The 17011-nt window shown below is 63.4% G+C and carries 14 protein-coding genes and 1 pseudogene; 10 read left to right on the plus strand and 5 right to left on the minus strand.

Translation table 11 applies throughout. The annotated features are described in order from the left end of the window. Positions 1 to 73: 73 nt before the first annotated feature. From KB879_RS33260 to KB879_RS33270, 3 genes are all read left to right on the plus strand, one after another. Positions 74 to 691 carry a TetR/AcrR family transcriptional regulator gene (locus KB879_RS33260; protein WP_211983748.1) on the plus strand — a complete coding sequence of 206 codons (618 nt, stop codon included), beginning with the start codon at positions 74 to 76 and terminating at the stop codon, positions 689 to 691. 79 nt (positions 692 to 770) lie between these two features. Then, complete coding sequence (locus tag KB879_RS33265; protein WP_211983750.1) at positions 771 to 1898, plus strand: efflux RND transporter periplasmic adaptor subunit; 1128 nt, start codon at positions 771 to 773, stop codon at positions 1896 to 1898. After that, positions 1895 to 5038 carry an efflux RND transporter permease subunit gene (locus tag KB879_RS33270; protein ID WP_211983752.1) on the plus strand — a complete coding sequence of 1048 codons (3144 nt, stop codon included), beginning with the start codon at positions 1895 to 1897 and terminating at the stop codon, positions 5036 to 5038. The genes KB879_RS33265 and KB879_RS33270 overlap by 4 nt, the downstream gene beginning before the upstream one ends. A 46-nt stretch (positions 5039 to 5084) precedes the next feature. Here the strand turns inward: KB879_RS33270 and KB879_RS33275 are convergent. Further along, a pseudogene (locus KB879_RS33275) lies at positions 5085 to 6043 on the minus strand (XdhC family protein). Between the two features lie 120 nt (positions 6044 to 6163). On the opposite strand from KB879_RS33275, the gene KB879_RS33280 reads away from it, so the two are divergent. From KB879_RS33280 to KB879_RS33295, 4 genes are all read left to right on the plus strand, one after another. Continuing rightward, positions 6164 to 6865 carry a TetR/AcrR family transcriptional regulator gene (locus KB879_RS33280; RefSeq protein ID WP_249221491.1) on the plus strand — a complete coding sequence of 234 codons (702 nt, stop codon included), beginning with the start codon at positions 6164 to 6166 and terminating at the stop codon, positions 6863 to 6865. 54 nt (positions 6866 to 6919) lie between these two features. Continuing rightward, positions 6920 to 7075: a helix-turn-helix domain-containing protein gene (locus KB879_RS40565; protein ID WP_211983754.1), complete on the plus strand. Its 156-nt coding sequence runs from the start codon at positions 6920 to 6922 to the stop codon at positions 7073 to 7075. After that, positions 7072 to 7341, plus strand: coding sequence for a hypothetical protein (locus tag KB879_RS33290; protein WP_211983756.1), 270 nt, complete (start codon positions 7072 to 7074; stop codon positions 7339 to 7341). The genes KB879_RS40565 and KB879_RS33290 overlap by 4 nt, the downstream gene beginning before the upstream one ends. 130 nt (positions 7342 to 7471) lie before the next feature. Further along, on the plus strand, positions 7472 to 8191 hold the full coding sequence (locus KB879_RS33295) for a TetR/AcrR family transcriptional regulator (protein ID WP_211983758.1): 720 nt from the start codon (positions 7472 to 7474) through the stop codon (positions 8189 to 8191). Positions 8192 to 8212: 21 nt separating this feature from the next. On the opposite strand, the gene KB879_RS33300 is transcribed toward KB879_RS33295, so the two are convergent. The 4 genes from KB879_RS33300 to KB879_RS33315 form a co-directional block, all read right to left on the minus strand. Beyond that, the gene (locus tag KB879_RS33300) at positions 8213 to 9073 is read right to left on the minus strand and encodes a xanthine dehydrogenase family protein subunit M (protein ID WP_211983761.1); all 861 of its coding nucleotides are present in this window, start codon (positions 9071 to 9073) and stop codon (positions 8213 to 8215) included. After that, positions 9070 to 11559, minus strand: a complete 2490-nt coding sequence (locus tag KB879_RS33305) for a xanthine dehydrogenase family protein molybdopterin-binding subunit (RefSeq protein ID WP_249221574.1) — start codon at positions 11557 to 11559, stop codon at positions 9070 to 9072. Before KB879_RS33305 ends, KB879_RS33300 begins: the two co-directional genes overlap by 4 nt. Then, entirely contained in the window at positions 11447 to 11935 is a 489-nt protein-coding gene (locus KB879_RS33310; protein WP_211983763.1) for a (2Fe-2S)-binding protein, read from the minus strand. The genes KB879_RS33305 and KB879_RS33310 overlap by 113 nt, the downstream gene beginning before the upstream one ends. A gap of 119 nt (positions 11936 to 12054) precedes the next feature. Beyond that, on the minus strand, positions 12055 to 12534 hold the full coding sequence (locus KB879_RS33315) for a carbon monoxide dehydrogenase subunit G (RefSeq protein WP_211983765.1): 480 nt from the start codon (positions 12532 to 12534) through the stop codon (positions 12055 to 12057). A gap of 451 nt (positions 12535 to 12985) precedes the next feature. On the opposite strand from KB879_RS33315, the gene KB879_RS33320 reads away from it, so the two are divergent. Genes KB879_RS33320 through KB879_RS33330 form a run of 3 tightly spaced genes read left to right on the plus strand, consistent with a single transcriptional unit; the run spans position 12986 to position 16942 of the window. Continuing rightward, on the plus strand, positions 12986 to 14170 hold the full coding sequence (locus KB879_RS33320) for an acetyl-CoA C-acyltransferase (RefSeq protein ID WP_211983768.1): 1185 nt from the start codon (positions 12986 to 12988) through the stop codon (positions 14168 to 14170). 28 nt (positions 14171 to 14198) lie between these two features. Continuing rightward, positions 14199 to 14990 carry an enoyl-CoA hydratase/isomerase family protein gene (locus KB879_RS33325; protein WP_211983770.1) on the plus strand — a complete coding sequence of 264 codons (792 nt, stop codon included), beginning with the start codon at positions 14199 to 14201 and terminating at the stop codon, positions 14988 to 14990. A gap of 2 nt (positions 14991 to 14992) precedes the next feature. Next, complete coding sequence (locus KB879_RS33330) at positions 14993 to 16942, plus strand: acyl-CoA synthetase (RefSeq protein WP_211983772.1); 1950 nt, start codon at positions 14993 to 14995, stop codon at positions 16940 to 16942. Positions 16943 to 17011 lie beyond the last annotated feature (69 nt).

Below are 17011 nucleotides of genomic sequence, written 5' to 3' on the forward strand. Positions count from 1 at the left end.
AAAGGAAGTTAGTGACTATTTTATAAAATAGTTACTCGTTGTCAATCGGCAATTCACGCGGTAATCTCGGGGCATGACCGAAACCAATACCAATGCGCCTTCCCAGCGGGGGCCCTCCGAGCACACCATCCGCTCCCAGATCGTGGAGGCGGCCACCGAGCACTTCAGTCTCTATGGCTATGAGAAGACGACGGTGTCCGACCTGGCCAAGGCGATCGGCTTCTCCAAGGCGTATATCTACAAGTTCTACGATTCCAAGCAGGCCATCGGCGAAGTGATCTGCGCAAACTGTCTGGACGCCGTCGTCCAGGCAGTGGACAAAGCTCTGGCCGACGTACCCACGTCATCGGAGCGGTTGCGCCGGCTATTCCGCTCGTTGGTGGAAGAAGGTGTCCGCCTGTTCTTCCAGGACCGCAAGCTCTACGCCATTGCCGCAGCCGCGGCCGCGGAGAAGTGGCCGCCGGTGAATGCCTATGAAGTCCACATCAGGCAACTGATCCTGCAGATCATCCGGGATGGGCGGGACTCGGGAGAGTTCGAACGCAAGACACCGCTGGACGAGATGACCAGCGCCATCTACCTGACCATGCGCCCGTTTTTCGATCCGCTGCTGCTCCAGCACAACCTGGATCTTGCCGAAGAGGCGCCGGCCCTGCTTTCCAGCCTCATCCTACGCAGCTTGGCGCCTTGATCGCCACTTTTCAGTAGTGACTGTTGACGAAAATAGTCACACGAGCAATACTTGGGTCCTGCCTTTCAGGAGAGACCTCATGCTTTCGCGTCGCTTTGCCTCTTCCGCCGCAAGTTGCCTCTTGCCCGTCGCCTTGGCCGCGTGTGGCGAAAAGGCCGAGCCGGATCCACGTACCCAGGCTCCACTAGTCAGGATCGAAACCGTTCAGGCCACGTCTGTCTCGTCCCGGTCATTCACGGGAACCGTTGCTGCCCGCGTCCAAGGCGACCTGGGTTTTCGCGTCTCCGGGAAAGTGCTGGAGCGACTGGTCGATGCCGGGCAGACGGTCAGGCGCGGCCAGCCACTCATGCGGATCGATCCCAACGACCTGAAGCTGGCCGCCCACGCACAGCAGGAGGCAGTCGTGGCCGCCAAGGCACGGGCCAGGCAAACCGCGGAAGACGAAGCCCGCTACCGCGACCTGGTGGGATCTGGCGCCGTATCGGCCTCGGCCTATGACCAGGTGAAAGCTGCAGCGGACTCGGCCCGGGCGCAACTCAATGCGGCGGAAGCCCAGGCCGACGTGGCAAGGAACGCTACGGGCTATGCGGTACTGGTAGCCGACGCCGATGGCGTGGTCGTCGAAACGCTGGCTGACGCCGGCCAGGTTGTCAGCGCCGGCCAGATCGTCGTGCGCGTCGCGCACGCCGGTCGCCGCGAGGCCATCGTCCACCTGCCGGAAACCCTGCGTCCTGCCATGGGCTCCGTCGGCCAGGCAACCCTCTATGGCAAGGACAGCGGGACCGTGCCGGCGAAGCTCAGGCAGCTTTCGGATGCAGCAGACCGGCAGACCCGGACATATGAAGCGAGGTATGTGCTGGAAGGCGCGCTGGCCGAAGCCCCGCTCGGCGCGACCGTGACCATCCGGCTCCCAGAAAGCAATGCTGCCACGGCGCAATCCGATCTGCAGGTACCGATCGGCGCGCTGCACGATGCCGGCAAGGGTCCGGGCGTGTGGGTGCTCGATCCAAAGCTCAATCGTGTCAGCTGGCGCCCGGTGAAGGTCCGCGGTCTCGGTGACGACGCCGCGCGCGTCGCCGGTGACCTCAGGATCGGCGACAGGATCGTGGCGCTTGGCGCCCATCTCCTGCGCGAAGGCGAGCAGGTCCGCTTCGCTACCAATGAAACCGTGGCCGCCCGCGAGTCTGGACGTGGAGTGCAGCAATGAGTGGCTTCAACCTTTCCGCGCTCGCCGTCCGCGAGCGATCCGTCACGCTGTTCCTGATCATCCTGGTATCGGTGGCGGGTGTCATCGCCTTTTTCGAGCTCGGCCGGGCGGAGGATCCCGCCTTCACGGTCAAGACCATGACCGTGGTCACGGTGTGGCCCGGGGCCACCACGCAGGAAATGCAGGACCAGGTAGTGGAACGGCTGGAAAAGCGCATGCAGGAACTGCGCTGGTATGACCGCACGGAGACCTATACCCGTCCCGGCCTGGCCTTTACCACGGTGACCCTGCTCGACAGCACGCCGCCCGCCAAAGTCGAGGAAGAGTTCTATCAGGCGCGCAAGAAGCTGCGCGATGAATCGGCCTTTCTGCCCGCCGGCGTCATTGGTCCCATCGTTAACGACGAGTATTCGGATGTGACCTTTGCCCTGTTCGCGCTCAAGGCCAAGGGAGAGCCGCAAAGGCTGCTGGCCCGCGACGCCGAAAAGCTGCGACAGCGCCTGCTGCATGTAGCGGGCGTGAAGAAGGTGAACATCATCGGCGAACAGCCGGAACGCATCTTTGTGGCCTTTTCCCATGACCGGCTAGCCACGCTGGGTGTCGCGCCGCAGGACATCTTCTCCGCCCTCAACAGCCAGAACGTCCTCACGCCGGCCGGATCGATCGATACCGCAGGCCCTCAGGTATTCATTCGCCTCGACGGCGCCTTCGACAAGCTGCAGAAGATCCGCGACACGCCAGTGGTGGCCCAGGGGCGGACCTTGAAGCTGTCGGATATCGCCACGGTCGAGCGCGGCTACGAGGACCCGGCGACATTCCTGATCCGCAATAACGGCGAACCCGCGCTGCTGCTCGGCATCGTGATGCGCGAGGGCTGGAACGGCCTGGATCTGGGCAAGGCGCTGGAAACAGAAGTGGCGACAATCAATGCCGGCTTGCCACTGGGCATGAGCCTGACCAAGGTGACCGACCAGTCTGTCAATATCAGCTCGGCGGTCGGCGAGTTCATGGTCAAGTTCTTCGTCGCACTCCTGGTGGTCATGGTGGTCAGTTTCCTGAGCATGGGCTGGCGCGTCGGGATCGTCGTCGCGGCGGCCGTGCCACTGACGCTGGCCGCCGTGTTCGTCGTCATGGCGGCCACAGGCAAGAACTTCGACCGCATCACACTGGGCGCGCTGATCCTGGCACTGGGCCTGCTGGTGGACGACGCCATCATCGCCATCGAGATGATGGTGGTGAAGATGGAGGAAGGCTACAGCCGCGTTGCCGCCTCCGCCTATGCCTGGAGCCACACTGCCGCGCCGATGCTGTCCGGCACGCTGGTGACCGCGATCGGTTTCATGCCCAATGGCTTTGCCCGCTCCACGGCCGGCGAATACACCAGCAACATGTTCTGGATCGTGGGCATTGCCCTGATCGCGTCGTGGATAGTTGCCGTCGCCTTCACGCCATACCTGGGTGTCAAGCTGCTTCCTGAGATCCGGAAGGCAGAAGGTCACGGTACCGTCTATGACACCCCGAACTACAACCGCTTCCGCAATCTGCTAGGGCGCGTCATCCGGCGCAAGTGGATCGTCGCCGGCATCGTGGTGGGCACCTTCGTGGTGGCCGTGCTTGGCATGAGCCTGGTGAAGAAGCAATTCTTCCCGACGTCGGACCGGCCCGAGGTGCTGGTCGAAGTCCAGATGCCTTATGGAGCTTCCATCAACCAGACCAGCGCGGCCACCGCCAAGGTAGAAGCATGGCTCGCCAGGCAGACAGAGGCAAAGATCGTCACGGCCTACGTAGGCCAAGGTGCGCCCCGCTTCTACCTGGCACTGGCACCTGAGCTGCCCGATCCTTCCTTCGCCAAGATCATCGTGCTGACGGGAAGCCAGGAGGAACGCGAGGCCCTGAAGGTCCGGCTGCGCAAGGCGATCGCCGACGGACTCGCGCCGGAGGCCCGCGTGCGCGTCACCCAGCTGGTATTCGGGCCTTACTCGCCCTTCCCGGTGGCGTTCCGTGTCTCCGGCCCCGACCCCGACAAGCTGCGTGACATCGCCGCGGATATGGGAAAGGTCATGGAGGCCAGCCCACTGATGCGTACGGTCAATACCGACTGGGGAACGCGCACGCCCGCCCTGCACTTTGCGCTCCAGCAGGACCGGCTGCAGGCCGTCGGCCTGACTTCCAGCGGGGTCGCGCAGCAACTCCAGTTCCTGCTCAGTGGCTTGCCCGTCACCGAAGTCCGCGAGGACATCCGCTCGGTGCAGGTCCTGGCGCGCGCGGCGGGAAACATACGCTTGGATCCGGAGAAGATCGCCGGCTTCACGTTGATCGGCGCCGCGGGGCAGCGTATCCCGCTTTCGCAGGTAGGCACCGTCGACGTGCGCATGGAAGACCCGATCCTGCGCCGACGCGACCGCACGCCCACCATCACGGTGCGCGGCGACATTGCCGAGGGGCTGCAACCGCCCGATGTGTCAACAGCCATCCATAAGCAACTGGCGCCCGTCATCGACAAGCTGCCCGCCGGCTACAGGATCGAGCAGGCGGGAGCCATCGAGGAATCGGCAAAGGCCACCGAGGCGCTGCTGCCGCTGTTTCCGATCATGCTGGCTTTGACCCTGGTGATCATCATTCTGCAGGTGCGCTCGATTTCGGCCATGGTCATGGTGCTGGCGACGAGCCCGCTGGGACTGATCGGCGTGGTGCCGACCCTGCTCCTGTTTCGGCAGCCGTTCGGCATCAATGCCCTGGTCGGCCTGATCGCACTGTCGGGCATCCTGATGCGCAATACACTGATCCTGATCGGGCAGATCCACCAGAACAAGTCCGAAGGGCTGGCCCCGTTCGACGCTGTCGTCGAAGCCACCGTGCAACGTGCCCGGCCGGTGATCCTGACCGCGCTGGCGGCGATCTTTGCCTTCATTCCGCTGACACACTCGGTGTTCTGGGGAACCTTGGCCTACACGCTGATCGGCGGCACGTTTGCCGGCACGGTGTTGACTCTGGTGTTCCTGCCCGCGATGTACGCGATCTGGTACCGGATCAAGGTACCTGCGGGGAAGAGCGAGCGGCTCTGGGGTGCTCCCATCACCTTGGCGACTGCTGGCGACATGAACGATCGGAACTCGGACACGCCAGCTGCCACCACGTGATACCGACATGGCGTCCCGACCCCGGCGAGCCAGGGTTGGGGCGCCGTCACGAAAGCACCGGCACTCCGCACGCGCTGCCGACATCCTCACGCACTTCCTGCGCGGACTTGGCTTTTTCCACCTTAAGGTGGTCCGGCAGGCAGACACGGCTCTTCGCCGCCACTACCTCGGCGAGAATCGTTATGGCGATCTCCGGCGGCGTGCGGCTGCCGATATAGATGCCCGCGGGTCCATGAAGCCGCGCCAGCTGCCGGCTGGTCAGGTCGAACTCCTTCAGGCGCTCGCGCCGTGCCTGCGGCGCGATCCCAGCGCCTCGACGTAGAAGGCAGGGTACGCAAAGCCTCCATCAGAGCCAGGTCGTCCAGCTTGGGATCGTGCGTGAGCGCGACCACCGCACTGCGTTCATCCAGCGACAACTCCATCAGTGTCGTCCGGCATGATGCGCACCATGGTGACGCCGGGAATGGACCACGTCTCCGTATACTCCTCGCGCGGGTCGCACACTATTACATCGAAGCCGAGTCCGACGGCGATCTCGCAGAGGTACTTCGAGAGCTGACCGGCGCCGATCACCAGCAGCCGATAGCGAGGCCCGTGGATCGTCGACAGGGACTTCCCATCGAACACCAGGCCGTCGGTGGCCATGGCAGGCTCGAGCGTGGCGTTGCCGGTAGCCATGTCGAGCCTGCGTGTCACCAGCCGGCGGCCTTCCACCGCCTCCAGCAGTTCGCGCAAGCCGCTTGCCGCGGACACCGCCTCGGCGACCAGTTCGATGGTGCCGCCGCACGGAAGACCAAATCGGTGGGCCTCCTCGGCACTGATGCCGTATCGGACTATCTCCGGGCTTTGGTAGCCAATGCCTTCGCGGCGCGTTCGATCGATAATGTCGTCCTCGATGCAGCCGCCTGACACCGAACCCACTACCAGACCGTCATCACGCACCGCCAGCATCGCGCCCGGCGGCCGCGGCGACGAGCCCCAGGTGCGGACCACCGTCACCAGCAGGCAACGGTGGCCTTATTCCTCCCACCGTACACTGCTTCTCAAGACTTCGAGATCTACGCTTTATATGATTTTCCACCCACTTATGTATCGAGCGTCTACATCCTAGTCAGCCGACCCGGCATGGTCAAGCAGGATCACGGTGGTGCTATCCCTAAGGAACATTGCGCCTCCCGCATTTCAGTGCTTGACGGATTCAGGAAGGAGCCCGATGCAATGATGCTCGTAATACTATATATTGCATGGATACACATTCCCTCGCCTCGTCCAATCATGCGCTATCCGCTCGACCAGAAAGCTGAAACCCACAGGCACATCGTCAAGACTGCCTCGACGGAGTTCCGCAAGCATGGCGTCAACGGCATCGGCGTGGCGCAGTTGATGAAGAACGCCGGCATGACCCATGGCGGCTTTTACGCACACTTCGATTCCAAGGACGCCTTGATTGCCGAGGCGGTCGATGCCGCCTTCGACCAGACCATGGAGTTCCTGGAAAATGCGGCGGCAACGGCACCCGCTCGGGGGCGCAAGGAAGCCATTGTGAATGCGTATCTGAGCAAGAAGCACCGCGATAATCCGGGATCCGGTTGCGCCATCGCCGCACTTGGCACCGATGTATCACGCCTCGATGCCAAGACGCGCCGGCGTTTCGAGGCACGGGTCAACTCGCTGGTCAAACTGATTGAGGGCGAGGATGACGCGGCTTCGCGCAAGGATGCCATCGTGACGCTGGCGGCCATGGTCGGCGGCATGGTGCTGGCCCGCGCCATCCGCTCGGAAGCGCTGTCCGTGGAAATCGTGGAGGCACTTCAGACGTCCCTGTAGCGCAACTGACCTACGCCGGAGCCACGCAGCCATGAACCAGACGCATCCCCCGCGATGTCATGTTCTGTTGCTCACGCCGCGGCGGTGCTGGGCGAGCGCTGGGTCATCCTGATCCTGCGCGAAGCGTATGACGGCGCGACGCGCTTCGAGGAGTTCACTCGCCGCCTCGGTATAGCCCCGAATATTCTGAGGCCAGGCTGCAGGCCATGACCGATTTTGGGCTGCTGATACACCGGCCGGTCGAAGGCAGCACACGCTGCGCATACTTCCTGACCGACAGCGCGCGCGATTTCCTGCCAACGTACCTGAGCCTCAAGGCATGGGCCGAGCGGTGGGCGCCGGTGCCGGGACGCCGCGCCAAGGTCTTCCTGGACAAGCGGACCGGGAAGGAGATCGAGGCGCCGCCGCTGAAGCGCCTCGACGGTTCGTTGATCGACTTCGATGACATCCAGGTCATTGATCCCATGCCGCATTAGCTGGCAAGCGAGGCAAGGCAGCATACTCCGACCGCGATGGCTCCCCCATCATCCGGCACGCGGCGTCATGGGAAACGGCATGGGTTGGCGCTAAGATGGAGGCCTCACACCACAATGCGACCGGCATTCCATGACCACGTCCAAGACTCGCCCGATCCGCCAGGGCTATCACCACGGCAACCTCCGGGAAGAAATGATCCGCTGCGGCCGCGAGATCCTGGCCAGCGAAGGCGTTCATGGACTGACCCTGCGCTCCGCGGCCAAGCTTGCCGGAGTTTCACACGGCGCGCCACGCAACCAGTTTACCGACAAGGAAGGCCTGCTTGCTGCGATCGCCACGGAAGGATTCCGTGAAATGCTCGCCGTACGCCGGGCCCGGCTTTCCCCAGAGATGAGCGCCGAAGCGCGGCTGCTCACGATCATGGATGGCTATATTGAATATGCCGTCAAGAATCCTGCCCTTTTCTACCTGATGTTCGGGCCGCAGATCGAGGACAAGGAGAAATATCCTGAGTTGCTGGAGGCGGGCAGCGCGTCTTACCAGCTGTTGTCTAGCGGAGTCCAGGACTATTTCCGGGAAAAACATCTGGCTGAGCAGTTCGACGACATGATGGTGCGGTGTGCATGGTCTGCCGTGCACGGTGTCAGCATGTTCTTCAGCGCCAGGCCGACGGGACCCAGCCCGCGCCCTAGGATCGCGCTGACGCAATGGCGGCAAAGTGTCCAGCAGTTCGTGCTGACCGGCCTGCTGGCTGCTGCGGGTCAGAAGAAGGCTGCCGTGGCGGCAGGGACTTCGAATGCCTCGGCGAGCAAACCCAGGGCAAGGCCACGAACTGCCGCACAGTCGTAGCCTGCCCCGGGTCCCGGTGCCTCAGCCTCTCTGCTCCAGGACATCGAGGAGAGCCCGTTTCAGCATCACCCTGCCAAGCTGTAGCCGGTATTCGCCGTCGGCGAAATTGTCTTCCAGCGGGCTCACGCCGGCGAGCGCTGCTTCTACGACCGCATCAACCCTGCCCCGCAGGTCGGTGAAGTTTCCTTCCAGCAATGCCTCGCCCTCCCTTGCGCGGAAAGCGGTATCGGTGACGCCGGTGACACCGATCCGTCCCCTTGCGTGGCCGTCCTCGCCAACGTCGATCGCGACGGCGGCGGCAGCGACCGCGTAGCCGGACGATGGGTGGCGAAACTTGCGATAGCTGACCCGCCCCGGGGTAGGCAATGGCACATGGATGCGCGTCAGGACTTCGTCGGGCTCCACGGCCGTGGACATGAAGCCGACGAAGAACTCATCCGCGGGGATACGCCTGGGGCCTTGCTTTCCCACCACTTCCATCTCCGCACACAGCGCAAGCGCGACAGCCGGCCAGTCGGCCGACGGGTCGGCGTGGACGAGCGCACCACCGATGGTTCCACGGTTCCTGACCGTCGGATCGGCGATCACGCCGGCGGCCAGGGAAAACAGCGGCGCCACCCGCTTCAGCGCTGCGCTCGCTTCCAGTTCCGCGTGGGTCGTGGCGCTGCCGATCGACACCGAATCCTCGTGGACCGTGATGCCACGGAGTTCTGGCAGGCGGCCGATATCAACCAGCAAGCCAGGCTTCGCCAGCCTGAGCTTCATCATCGGCAGCAGCGTATGGCCGCCGGCCAGGATCTTGGCGTCGGGGTTCAGCGCCAGGACGGAGAGCGCCTGTTCCACACTGCTCGCCCGGAGGTACTCGACTTCATAGGGAATCATGCTGCGCTCCGGCTCGTCTCATGGATGGCGCGCCAGACCTTCGGCGGCGTCAGCGGCATATCGAGATGGGATATGCCGAATGGCTTCAAGGCGTCGCATACCGCCGCGACGACCGCGGGCGGCGCACCGACGCAGCCTGCCTCCCCGATGCCCTTGACCCCCAGCGGGTTCGACGGTGCAGGAGAGATATGGAAGCCGGTGCGCATGCGAGGAATCTGCTCGATGCGCGGAAAGCCATAATCGAGCAGTGAACCCGACAGCAGCTGCCCCGCCTCGTCATATTTGGCCTCTTCGAACAGTGCCTGCCCGATCCCCTGGGCGATCCCGCCATGCATCTGGCCGTGGCAAAGCATGGGGTTGATCATGACACCGACGTCATCCACCGCGACATAGTCGAGAATCGTCACCACGCCGGTCTCCGCATCGACTTCCACGACCACCGCATGGCAGCCGTTCGGCGCGCCCAGCGCGACCGGCTCATAGAAGACGCGCTCATCCAGCCCTGCTTCAAAACCCCGGGGCAGCTTGTGCGCAAGATAGGCCATTCTTGCGACCTGCGAGAAGGGAAGGACGGCCGGATTCGCGGCGCTGGAGAATTGGCCATCCGCATAGTGCACCTCCTCTTCCGGGACTTCTAGCATGAAGCCGGCGATCCGGCGCGCCTTCTCGAGGATCTTGCCCGCTGCCATATAGGCGGCGCTGCCCCCGACGGGCATCGATCGTGAATTGAAGGTGCCATGGCCTGCCAGCACGCGGTCGGTGTCGCCCTGGACGACATCGATATCCTCCATCGGCAACTGCAGGGCTTCCGCAACGATCTGCGCATAGCTGGTGGCGTGGCCGTGGCCTTGCGGCATCGAGCCGCTGAACAGCGTGACCTTGCCATCGGAATGCACCCGGATATGCGCGCTCTCCCAGCCGCCGCGGTTGAACCCGACCTTCTCCATCATCGGCGAAATGCCCACGCCCACCAGTTCGAGATAGCAGATCACGCCGATGCCGATGTACTTCCCCTGCTCTCGCAGCAACGCCTGCTCCTCGCGCCAGCGCCGGTAGCCGATGAGTTCGGTTGCCTTGTTCAGGCACGCCTCGTAGTCGCCGGAGTCCCATTTGCCGCGCGCACCGTCGTGCGGCAGATACGGAAACTGATGCGGCTGCACCAGGTTGCGCCGCCGCAGTTCCACCGGGTCGATCTCCAGTTCCCCGGCAATGGCATCCATCATCCGCTCGATGATGTAGGCGGCTTCCGGGCGTCCGGCACCGCGATAGGCATCTACCGGCGTGGTATTGGTCGTCACCAGGTTGACTTCCACATCCACGGATGAGATCTGGTAGTTGCCGGTGACGTAGTTGGCGGTGTTGATGGTGGGAATCCCCGTCGCCATATTCGACAGATAGGCGCCAAGGTTGGCAAACGAGCGCAGGCGCAGCCCCAGCACCTTGCCGTCGCTGGTGACGGGTGCTTCCACGTACTCGGTATGCGCGCGGCCGTGTGTGGTCGCGACATAGTTCTCGCTGCGCGTCTCGGTCCAGCTCACGGGCCTGCCGAAGTGCCTGGACGCGAATGCCACGAGTATCTCTTCCGCATAGAAATGCATCTTCGCGCCGAATCCGCCGCCAATATCCGGAGCCACGATCCGGACCTGGTTCTCGGGCCAGCCGAGTGTTTCCGCCAGCCACCGCCTCGACATATGCGGAACCTGTGTCGGAACGATAAACGTCAGGCGCTCATCGACCGGGTCGAAGTTCGCGCACAGGGCCCGTGGCTCGAGCGGACTGGGTATCAGCCGCTGGTTCACCAGCCGGATCGACACGACCCGGTCGGCCTGCTTCAGCGCATCCTCGTAGTTGCCGCCCTTCAGCCGGAACACGCCGATGCGGTTGCCCGGCACGTTGTCGTGAAGCTGGGGCGCGGTGTCTGACAGCGCGGCTTCCGCATCGACGACAGGTGGCAGCTCTTCGTAGGCAACATTGACGAGCTCTGCGGCGTCCGCGGCAATTTCGCGAGTCTGCGCCACCACCATTGCCACGGCTTCGCCCACGTACCGCACGTGCCCGGCGGCAAGCGGAGGATGCGGAGGCACCTTCGAGTTGCCCACCACCCAGTTCGGCCGGATATCGCCGACCTTGCCCTCAATGTCCGCATAGGTCAGCACGCCGATCACACCAGGCAGTGCCAGCGCCGCCGAGGTGTCGATATCACCTGCCATGGCATGGGCATAAGGCGATCGCACGAAGGCCGCATACACCATTCCCGGGAACTGATGATCGTCTGTAAACCTGCCTTGGCCACTCATCAGGCGCTTGTCTTCGCGGCGCTTGACGGACTTGCCGATAAACCTGGTTGCACTACCGTTCTGTGCTTCGCTCATCTCAGGACTCCGCAGTGACGGATGGCGCCTGCGGCACGCGTGTCGCAGCAAGCAGGACGGCATCGACGATATTCTGGTACCCGGTGCAGCGACACAGGTTGCCATGCAGCGCATCCCTGACATCGCTCTCCGCGGGCGCTGGCTGGTGCGCAAGCAGTGCCCGGGCCGCCAGCAGCATCCCCGGGGTGCAGAATCCGCATTGCAGCCCATGGAGCTCATTGAACGCTTGCTTCAGCACAGTCGTGATGCGATCGTCTTCCATTCCCTCGATCGTATGCAGGCTGCAGCCATCGGTCTGGGCGGCAAGCACGGTGCACGACTTCACAGTCGTGCCGTCGACGAGCACTGTACAGGCGCCGCACTGGGAGGTGTCGCAACCGATGTGGACACCGGTCAGCCGCTTCTGGTCTCGTAGAAAATGCACCAGTAGCCGCCTCGGTTCGATCTCGGTTGTGGCTTTCAAGCCATTGATCGTGTTCTGAATTTTCACAGTCGCCTCTGTCTCTCCGTTAGCACGTTCAGCATTCGTGCTCTTTTCGCTTATAGTATTACGTTCATAATACTAAAGGGCAAAAAAAATTTTCCTCCCTTGCCAGGGTCGGCCAACGCTCACTCAGGAGACGGCTCCAGGACACTACCCGCATCTGCCTCTTGACTAACCAGCTTCTCAAAGCGTAAAAAAAACTCCGCCAGAAACTTGTTCGCGACAGAGCCCACCAGGCGGGAGCCAACCTGCGCCAGCTTCCCTCCCATCTGCGCCGCGGCGACGTATTGCAGGGACGTACCGCCCTCGACGTCTTCCAGCCTGACAGTTGCGCCAAGCTTGCCGAAACCCGCTACGCCGCCGCTTCCGCTGCCTTCGATGTGATAGCCAGTGGCTTCCTCATGGTGGGAAAAGCGGGCAGTGCCCTTGAACCTGGCCTTGATCGGCCCGACGGACGCGACGATGACTGCGTCATAGCCACCGTCGGTTCCCTGCTGGTATTGCTCACATCCCGGCAAACATTGCTGGAAGGTAGCCGGATCGTTCAACCGCTTCCAGACCTCTGCTCTGGAAGCCTTGATAATTTGTGTACCAGTGAATTCCATTCACGTCCTCCGGTTTGCGCCATGCCACGACCGCGATCCCGCGAAGGCGCGAAACGCCTCCTGCCGAGCGGGTCAATCTATCCAACGTCTATATCGTAGGGAGAGGCCCGCCCACCGTCAAGGAACGATATGCCTAGTGCAAACCCTAGCGGCGATCCGGTCCTGCATTTCACGCGCACGGCGCCCTCCTTCTTCGAGACAGGCAGGTAAACCCGAATTTTCCCAACCAGTTCTTGACGTTGCCTGGAATGCAACCCTAGTATGTAGACAGTGGATACACGACGTGTGTAGCGACAGGCTGAAGTCGGGATACAGCAGACAAGACAGCTGGCACGTTCTACACCGCCCGTCCTTCGTTCCAATGGAACACGTTTCGCTAGATGTATCCGCTGTCTATATAAAGTTTCGCAGGCTTTGAATGCTTGCCCCCCCCAATCCCAAAGGAGAACCCATGTCTCGTGCAGTGATCGTTTCATATGCGCGCACCCCGATCGGCAAGGCCAGCCGAGGCGCCTTCAACATGACTCACGGTGCAACCATGGCCGGTCATGTGATTCAGCATGCCGTCCAGCGCGCGGGCATCGACGGCGGCGAAGTCGAGGACATCATTTTCGGCTGCGGCCAGCCCATCGCGGCCACCGGCGGCAACGTGGCCCGCGCGGGCGGCATCCGCGCTGGCCTGCCGGTCTCGGTTAGCGGCACCACGCTGACCCGCTTCTGCGCCTCCGGGCTGCAGGCGGTCGCGTTCGCCGCGCAACGCGTGCTCGTCGACAAGGTGCCGGTGATGGTAGCGGGCGGGGTCGAATCGATCAGCCTCTCGCAGCCGGTCACGCTGAAGGTCGCGCAGCAGGAAGCATGGCTGGCGAAGAATCGTCCCGACGTCTATCTGCATATGATCGATACCGCGGAGATCCTGGCCAAGCGCTATGGCATGTCGCGCGAGCGTTCCGACGAATTTTCGGTGCGCAGCCAACAGCTGACCGTCGCGGCACAGGAGGCCGGCCGCTTTGACGAGGAGATCGTTCCACTCGCAAGCATCAAGTCGGTGACGGACAAGGCGACGGGCGAGACGTCATCGGTCGAGTTCCTGCTTGAGGCCGACGAAGGTGTCCGCGCCGACACCACCCTGGAAGGGCTGCGTGTGCTGCCGGCCGTGAAGGGCGAGGGCTTCCAGGTGACAGCGGGCAATTCCAGCCAGTTGTCGGATGGGGCCGCGGCTCTGGTGGTGATGTCCGAACGCGAAGCGGAACGGCGCGGTCTGGAGCCGCTCGGTTACTTCGTTGGCCTGGCTACCGCCGGGGTGGAGCCCGACGAAATGGGCATTGGTCCGGTGCTTGCCGTACCGCGCCTGCTGGAGCGCAACGAGCTCTCCATCGACGATATCGACCTGTGGGAACTCAACGAGGCATTCGGCTGCCAGGCGCTGTATTGCATCGACAAGCTCGGCCTGCCGCTGGAGCGCGTCAATGTCAACGGGGGCGCCATTGCCATCGGGCACCCGTATGGCATGACAGGCGCACGCCAGACCGGCCACATCCTGCTCGAAGGCCGTCGCCGCAAGGCCAAGTACGGCGTCGTGACCATGTGCGCCGCCGGCGGAATGGGCGCGGCCGGCCTGTTCGAGTTCATTCACTGAGCAGCCAACCGAAATGGCGGAGACAGAGATGACCCAAACTACCGAATACGACACGGTCTTCATCGACCGTGACGGCCCCTGCGCCGTCGTCACCATGAACCGACTGGAGAAGTACAACGCGCTCAACACCGGACTGCGCAGCGACCTCTACGCGGCGCTGTCGTCGCTGATGGCCGACCGCACGGTCCGCGGCATTGTCCTGTGGGGTGGCACCAAGGCCTTCGTCGCTGGCGGCGACATCCCCGAAATGCTGGCGCGGCGCCCGATCGAGGCCTTCGTGCCGACTAGCGGCGCGCCCGATCTGTGGGCGCTGATCCACCACAGCACCATTCCCGTCATCGCCGCGATTGCCGGGCCGTGCTTTGGCGGTGGCCTGGAACTGGCCATGGCGTGCGATCTGCGCGTCGCGGCGGACAACGCCCTGCTCGGGCAGACCGAAACCAACGTCGGCCTGATCCCGGGACGCGGGGGCACCCAGCGGCTGACCCGGCTGGTCGGGGCAACCCGCGCCAAGGAGATGATCTTTACCGGCGAAATCATCAAGGCGGACGAGGCCTACCGGATCGGCCTGGTCAACAAGGTGGTGCCTGCCGGCGAGTTGCTCGCTGAAGCGACGGCCTATGTGCACCGCATTGCCGAAAAGTCGCCCCATTCGATCGCCATGGCCAAGCTGATGATCAACAACGGTCAGGACGCCAGCCTCGACACGGCGCTGATGCTGGAGCAGCTGGCGTTTGCCACGCTATTCAGCACGGAAGACATGCACGAAGGCGGCGAAGCATTCCTGAACAAGCGTCGTCCTGTCTACCGCGGAGTCTGATCATGACCACGCTGAACACACACGTTCCGGCAGTCGTGGCCACGGTGGCCGGTACTGTGAAAGCGGACCCGTACACGCCGCGGCTCACGGTGACGGCGCTCGCCGATCTCCGCCGCTTCGAGCAAACCCCTATCGCCGAACGTGGCTTGCCCGACAGCACCTACGAGCTGCTGCGCCTGGCGCGGGACCGTTCGCCGGACGCACCTGCCTTGCACTACTTCACCTCCGGGGATGAACTGGGCAAATCGGTCACCATCACTCATGCGCAGCTGTTCGGGCGCATTACGCAGACGGCCAACTTGCTGCATTCGCTCGGCCTGGGTCCCGATGACGTGATCGGGGTGCTGATGCCGGTGACCCCGGAGTCGCAGTACGCAATCTGGGGCAGCGAAGCGGCAGGCATTGCCTGCCCGGTCAACTGGATGCTGGAGCCGGAAATCATCGCAGCCCTGCTGCGCAACGCCGGCGCCAAGGCCGTGATTGCCTACGGCCCCGACGTGGATATCGAAGCCTGGAACAAGGCCATGCTGATACGGCGCGAGCTGCCCGGCGTGCAGCACTGGATCAAGGCCGGCGGTGGCAAGGCAAGCGAGGAAGGCATCGTGGATCTCGACGCGGAACTGGCTCGCTTCGATGGCGACACGCTTGACAGCAAGCGTGTCTTTTCGTCGCAGGACACGGCCTCCATGTTCCATACTGGCGGCACCACCGGCACGCCGAAGCTTGCGCTGCATACCCACGGCAACGAAGTGACGATGGCATGGGTCAGCGCGATGCAGTTCGACGTCCAGCAAGAAGACGTGCGGGTGTGCGGAGTACCGATGTTCCACGTCACCGGCGTGCTCACCAGTTGCCTGATGCCGCTGGCACGCGGCGCCTCGGTCGTGCTGCTGACATCGAGCGGATGGCGCGACCCTTCCGTCATCCGCAACCTGTGGCAGATCGTGGAACACTTTGGCGTCACCGCCCTGAGCATGGTGCCGAGCGTGGTCAACATGGCGCTGAACATCCCGATCGGAGACGCCGACATCAGCTCACTAAAGATGGCAAGCTGCGGCACAGCCCCGTTGTCGGTCGCCGTCGCCGAGGCGTTCGAGCAGAAGACCGGCGCGACGATCTTCGAAGGCTACGGGCTGACCGAAGGCACCGCGCTGAGTGCCACCAACCCACGCTATGGCCAGCGGCGCATCGGTTCCATCGGCCTGCCCATGGCCTACCAGGAGATGAAGGTCGTCAAGGCCGCCGGCGGACGCATCGAGCGCGAGTGCGAGCCGGGCGAGTCCGGCATCGTGGTGGTGCGCGGGCCCAATATCTTTGCCGGCTACCTGAACCCGGAGCAGAACAAGAGCATCTGGTTCGAAGGCGGCTGGTTCAATACCGGTGACCTGGGCTACGCGGACGAGGATGGCTACATGTGGCTGACGGGCCGGGCCAAGGACCTGATCATCCGCGGCGGCAACAATATCGATCCGCGCATGATCGAGGAGGCCCTGTATCGACATCCCGAGGTGTTCGATGCCGCCGCGGTCGGCCTGCCGGACGCGCATGCCGGCGAGCTGCCGGTTGCCTATATCTCGCTCAAGCCGGGCAGCACCTACCCGCTTGGCCGCATCAAGCACTACGCGTATGAGGTGATCCCGGAACGGGCCGCCGTGCCCAAGCAGTTCTACCTGGTCGACGCCATCCCGAAGACTGCGGTCGGCAAGATCCAGAAGAACTCGCTGCGAAGTGACGCGGTACTGCGGGCACAACGGCAGATGCTTGCCGAGATCAAGGCGGACACGCCGGTGCCTCTTGTCGATATCCGCATCGAGGACCGGGGGGACCAGGGCATCCTGTCCACGCTGGTGCTACCCGCCAGCCTGAACGACGAGGAAAGGGAACTTGCCGTATCCACCATCAGCCGGGCCTTCACGACGCTGACCATCAAATACACGGTGGTCTACGAGTAGCGCCTGCCCCGTCCACGGGGCTCATCACAGGCAAGATTGAGTTGGAAGCCGGCAGCGCCTCACCCCCGG

Origin of the sequence: Cupriavidus sp. KK10, assembly GCF_018223725.1 — a bacterium.
Lineage (GTDB): Bacteria > Pseudomonadota > Gammaproteobacteria > Burkholderiales > Burkholderiaceae > Cupriavidus > Cupriavidus necator.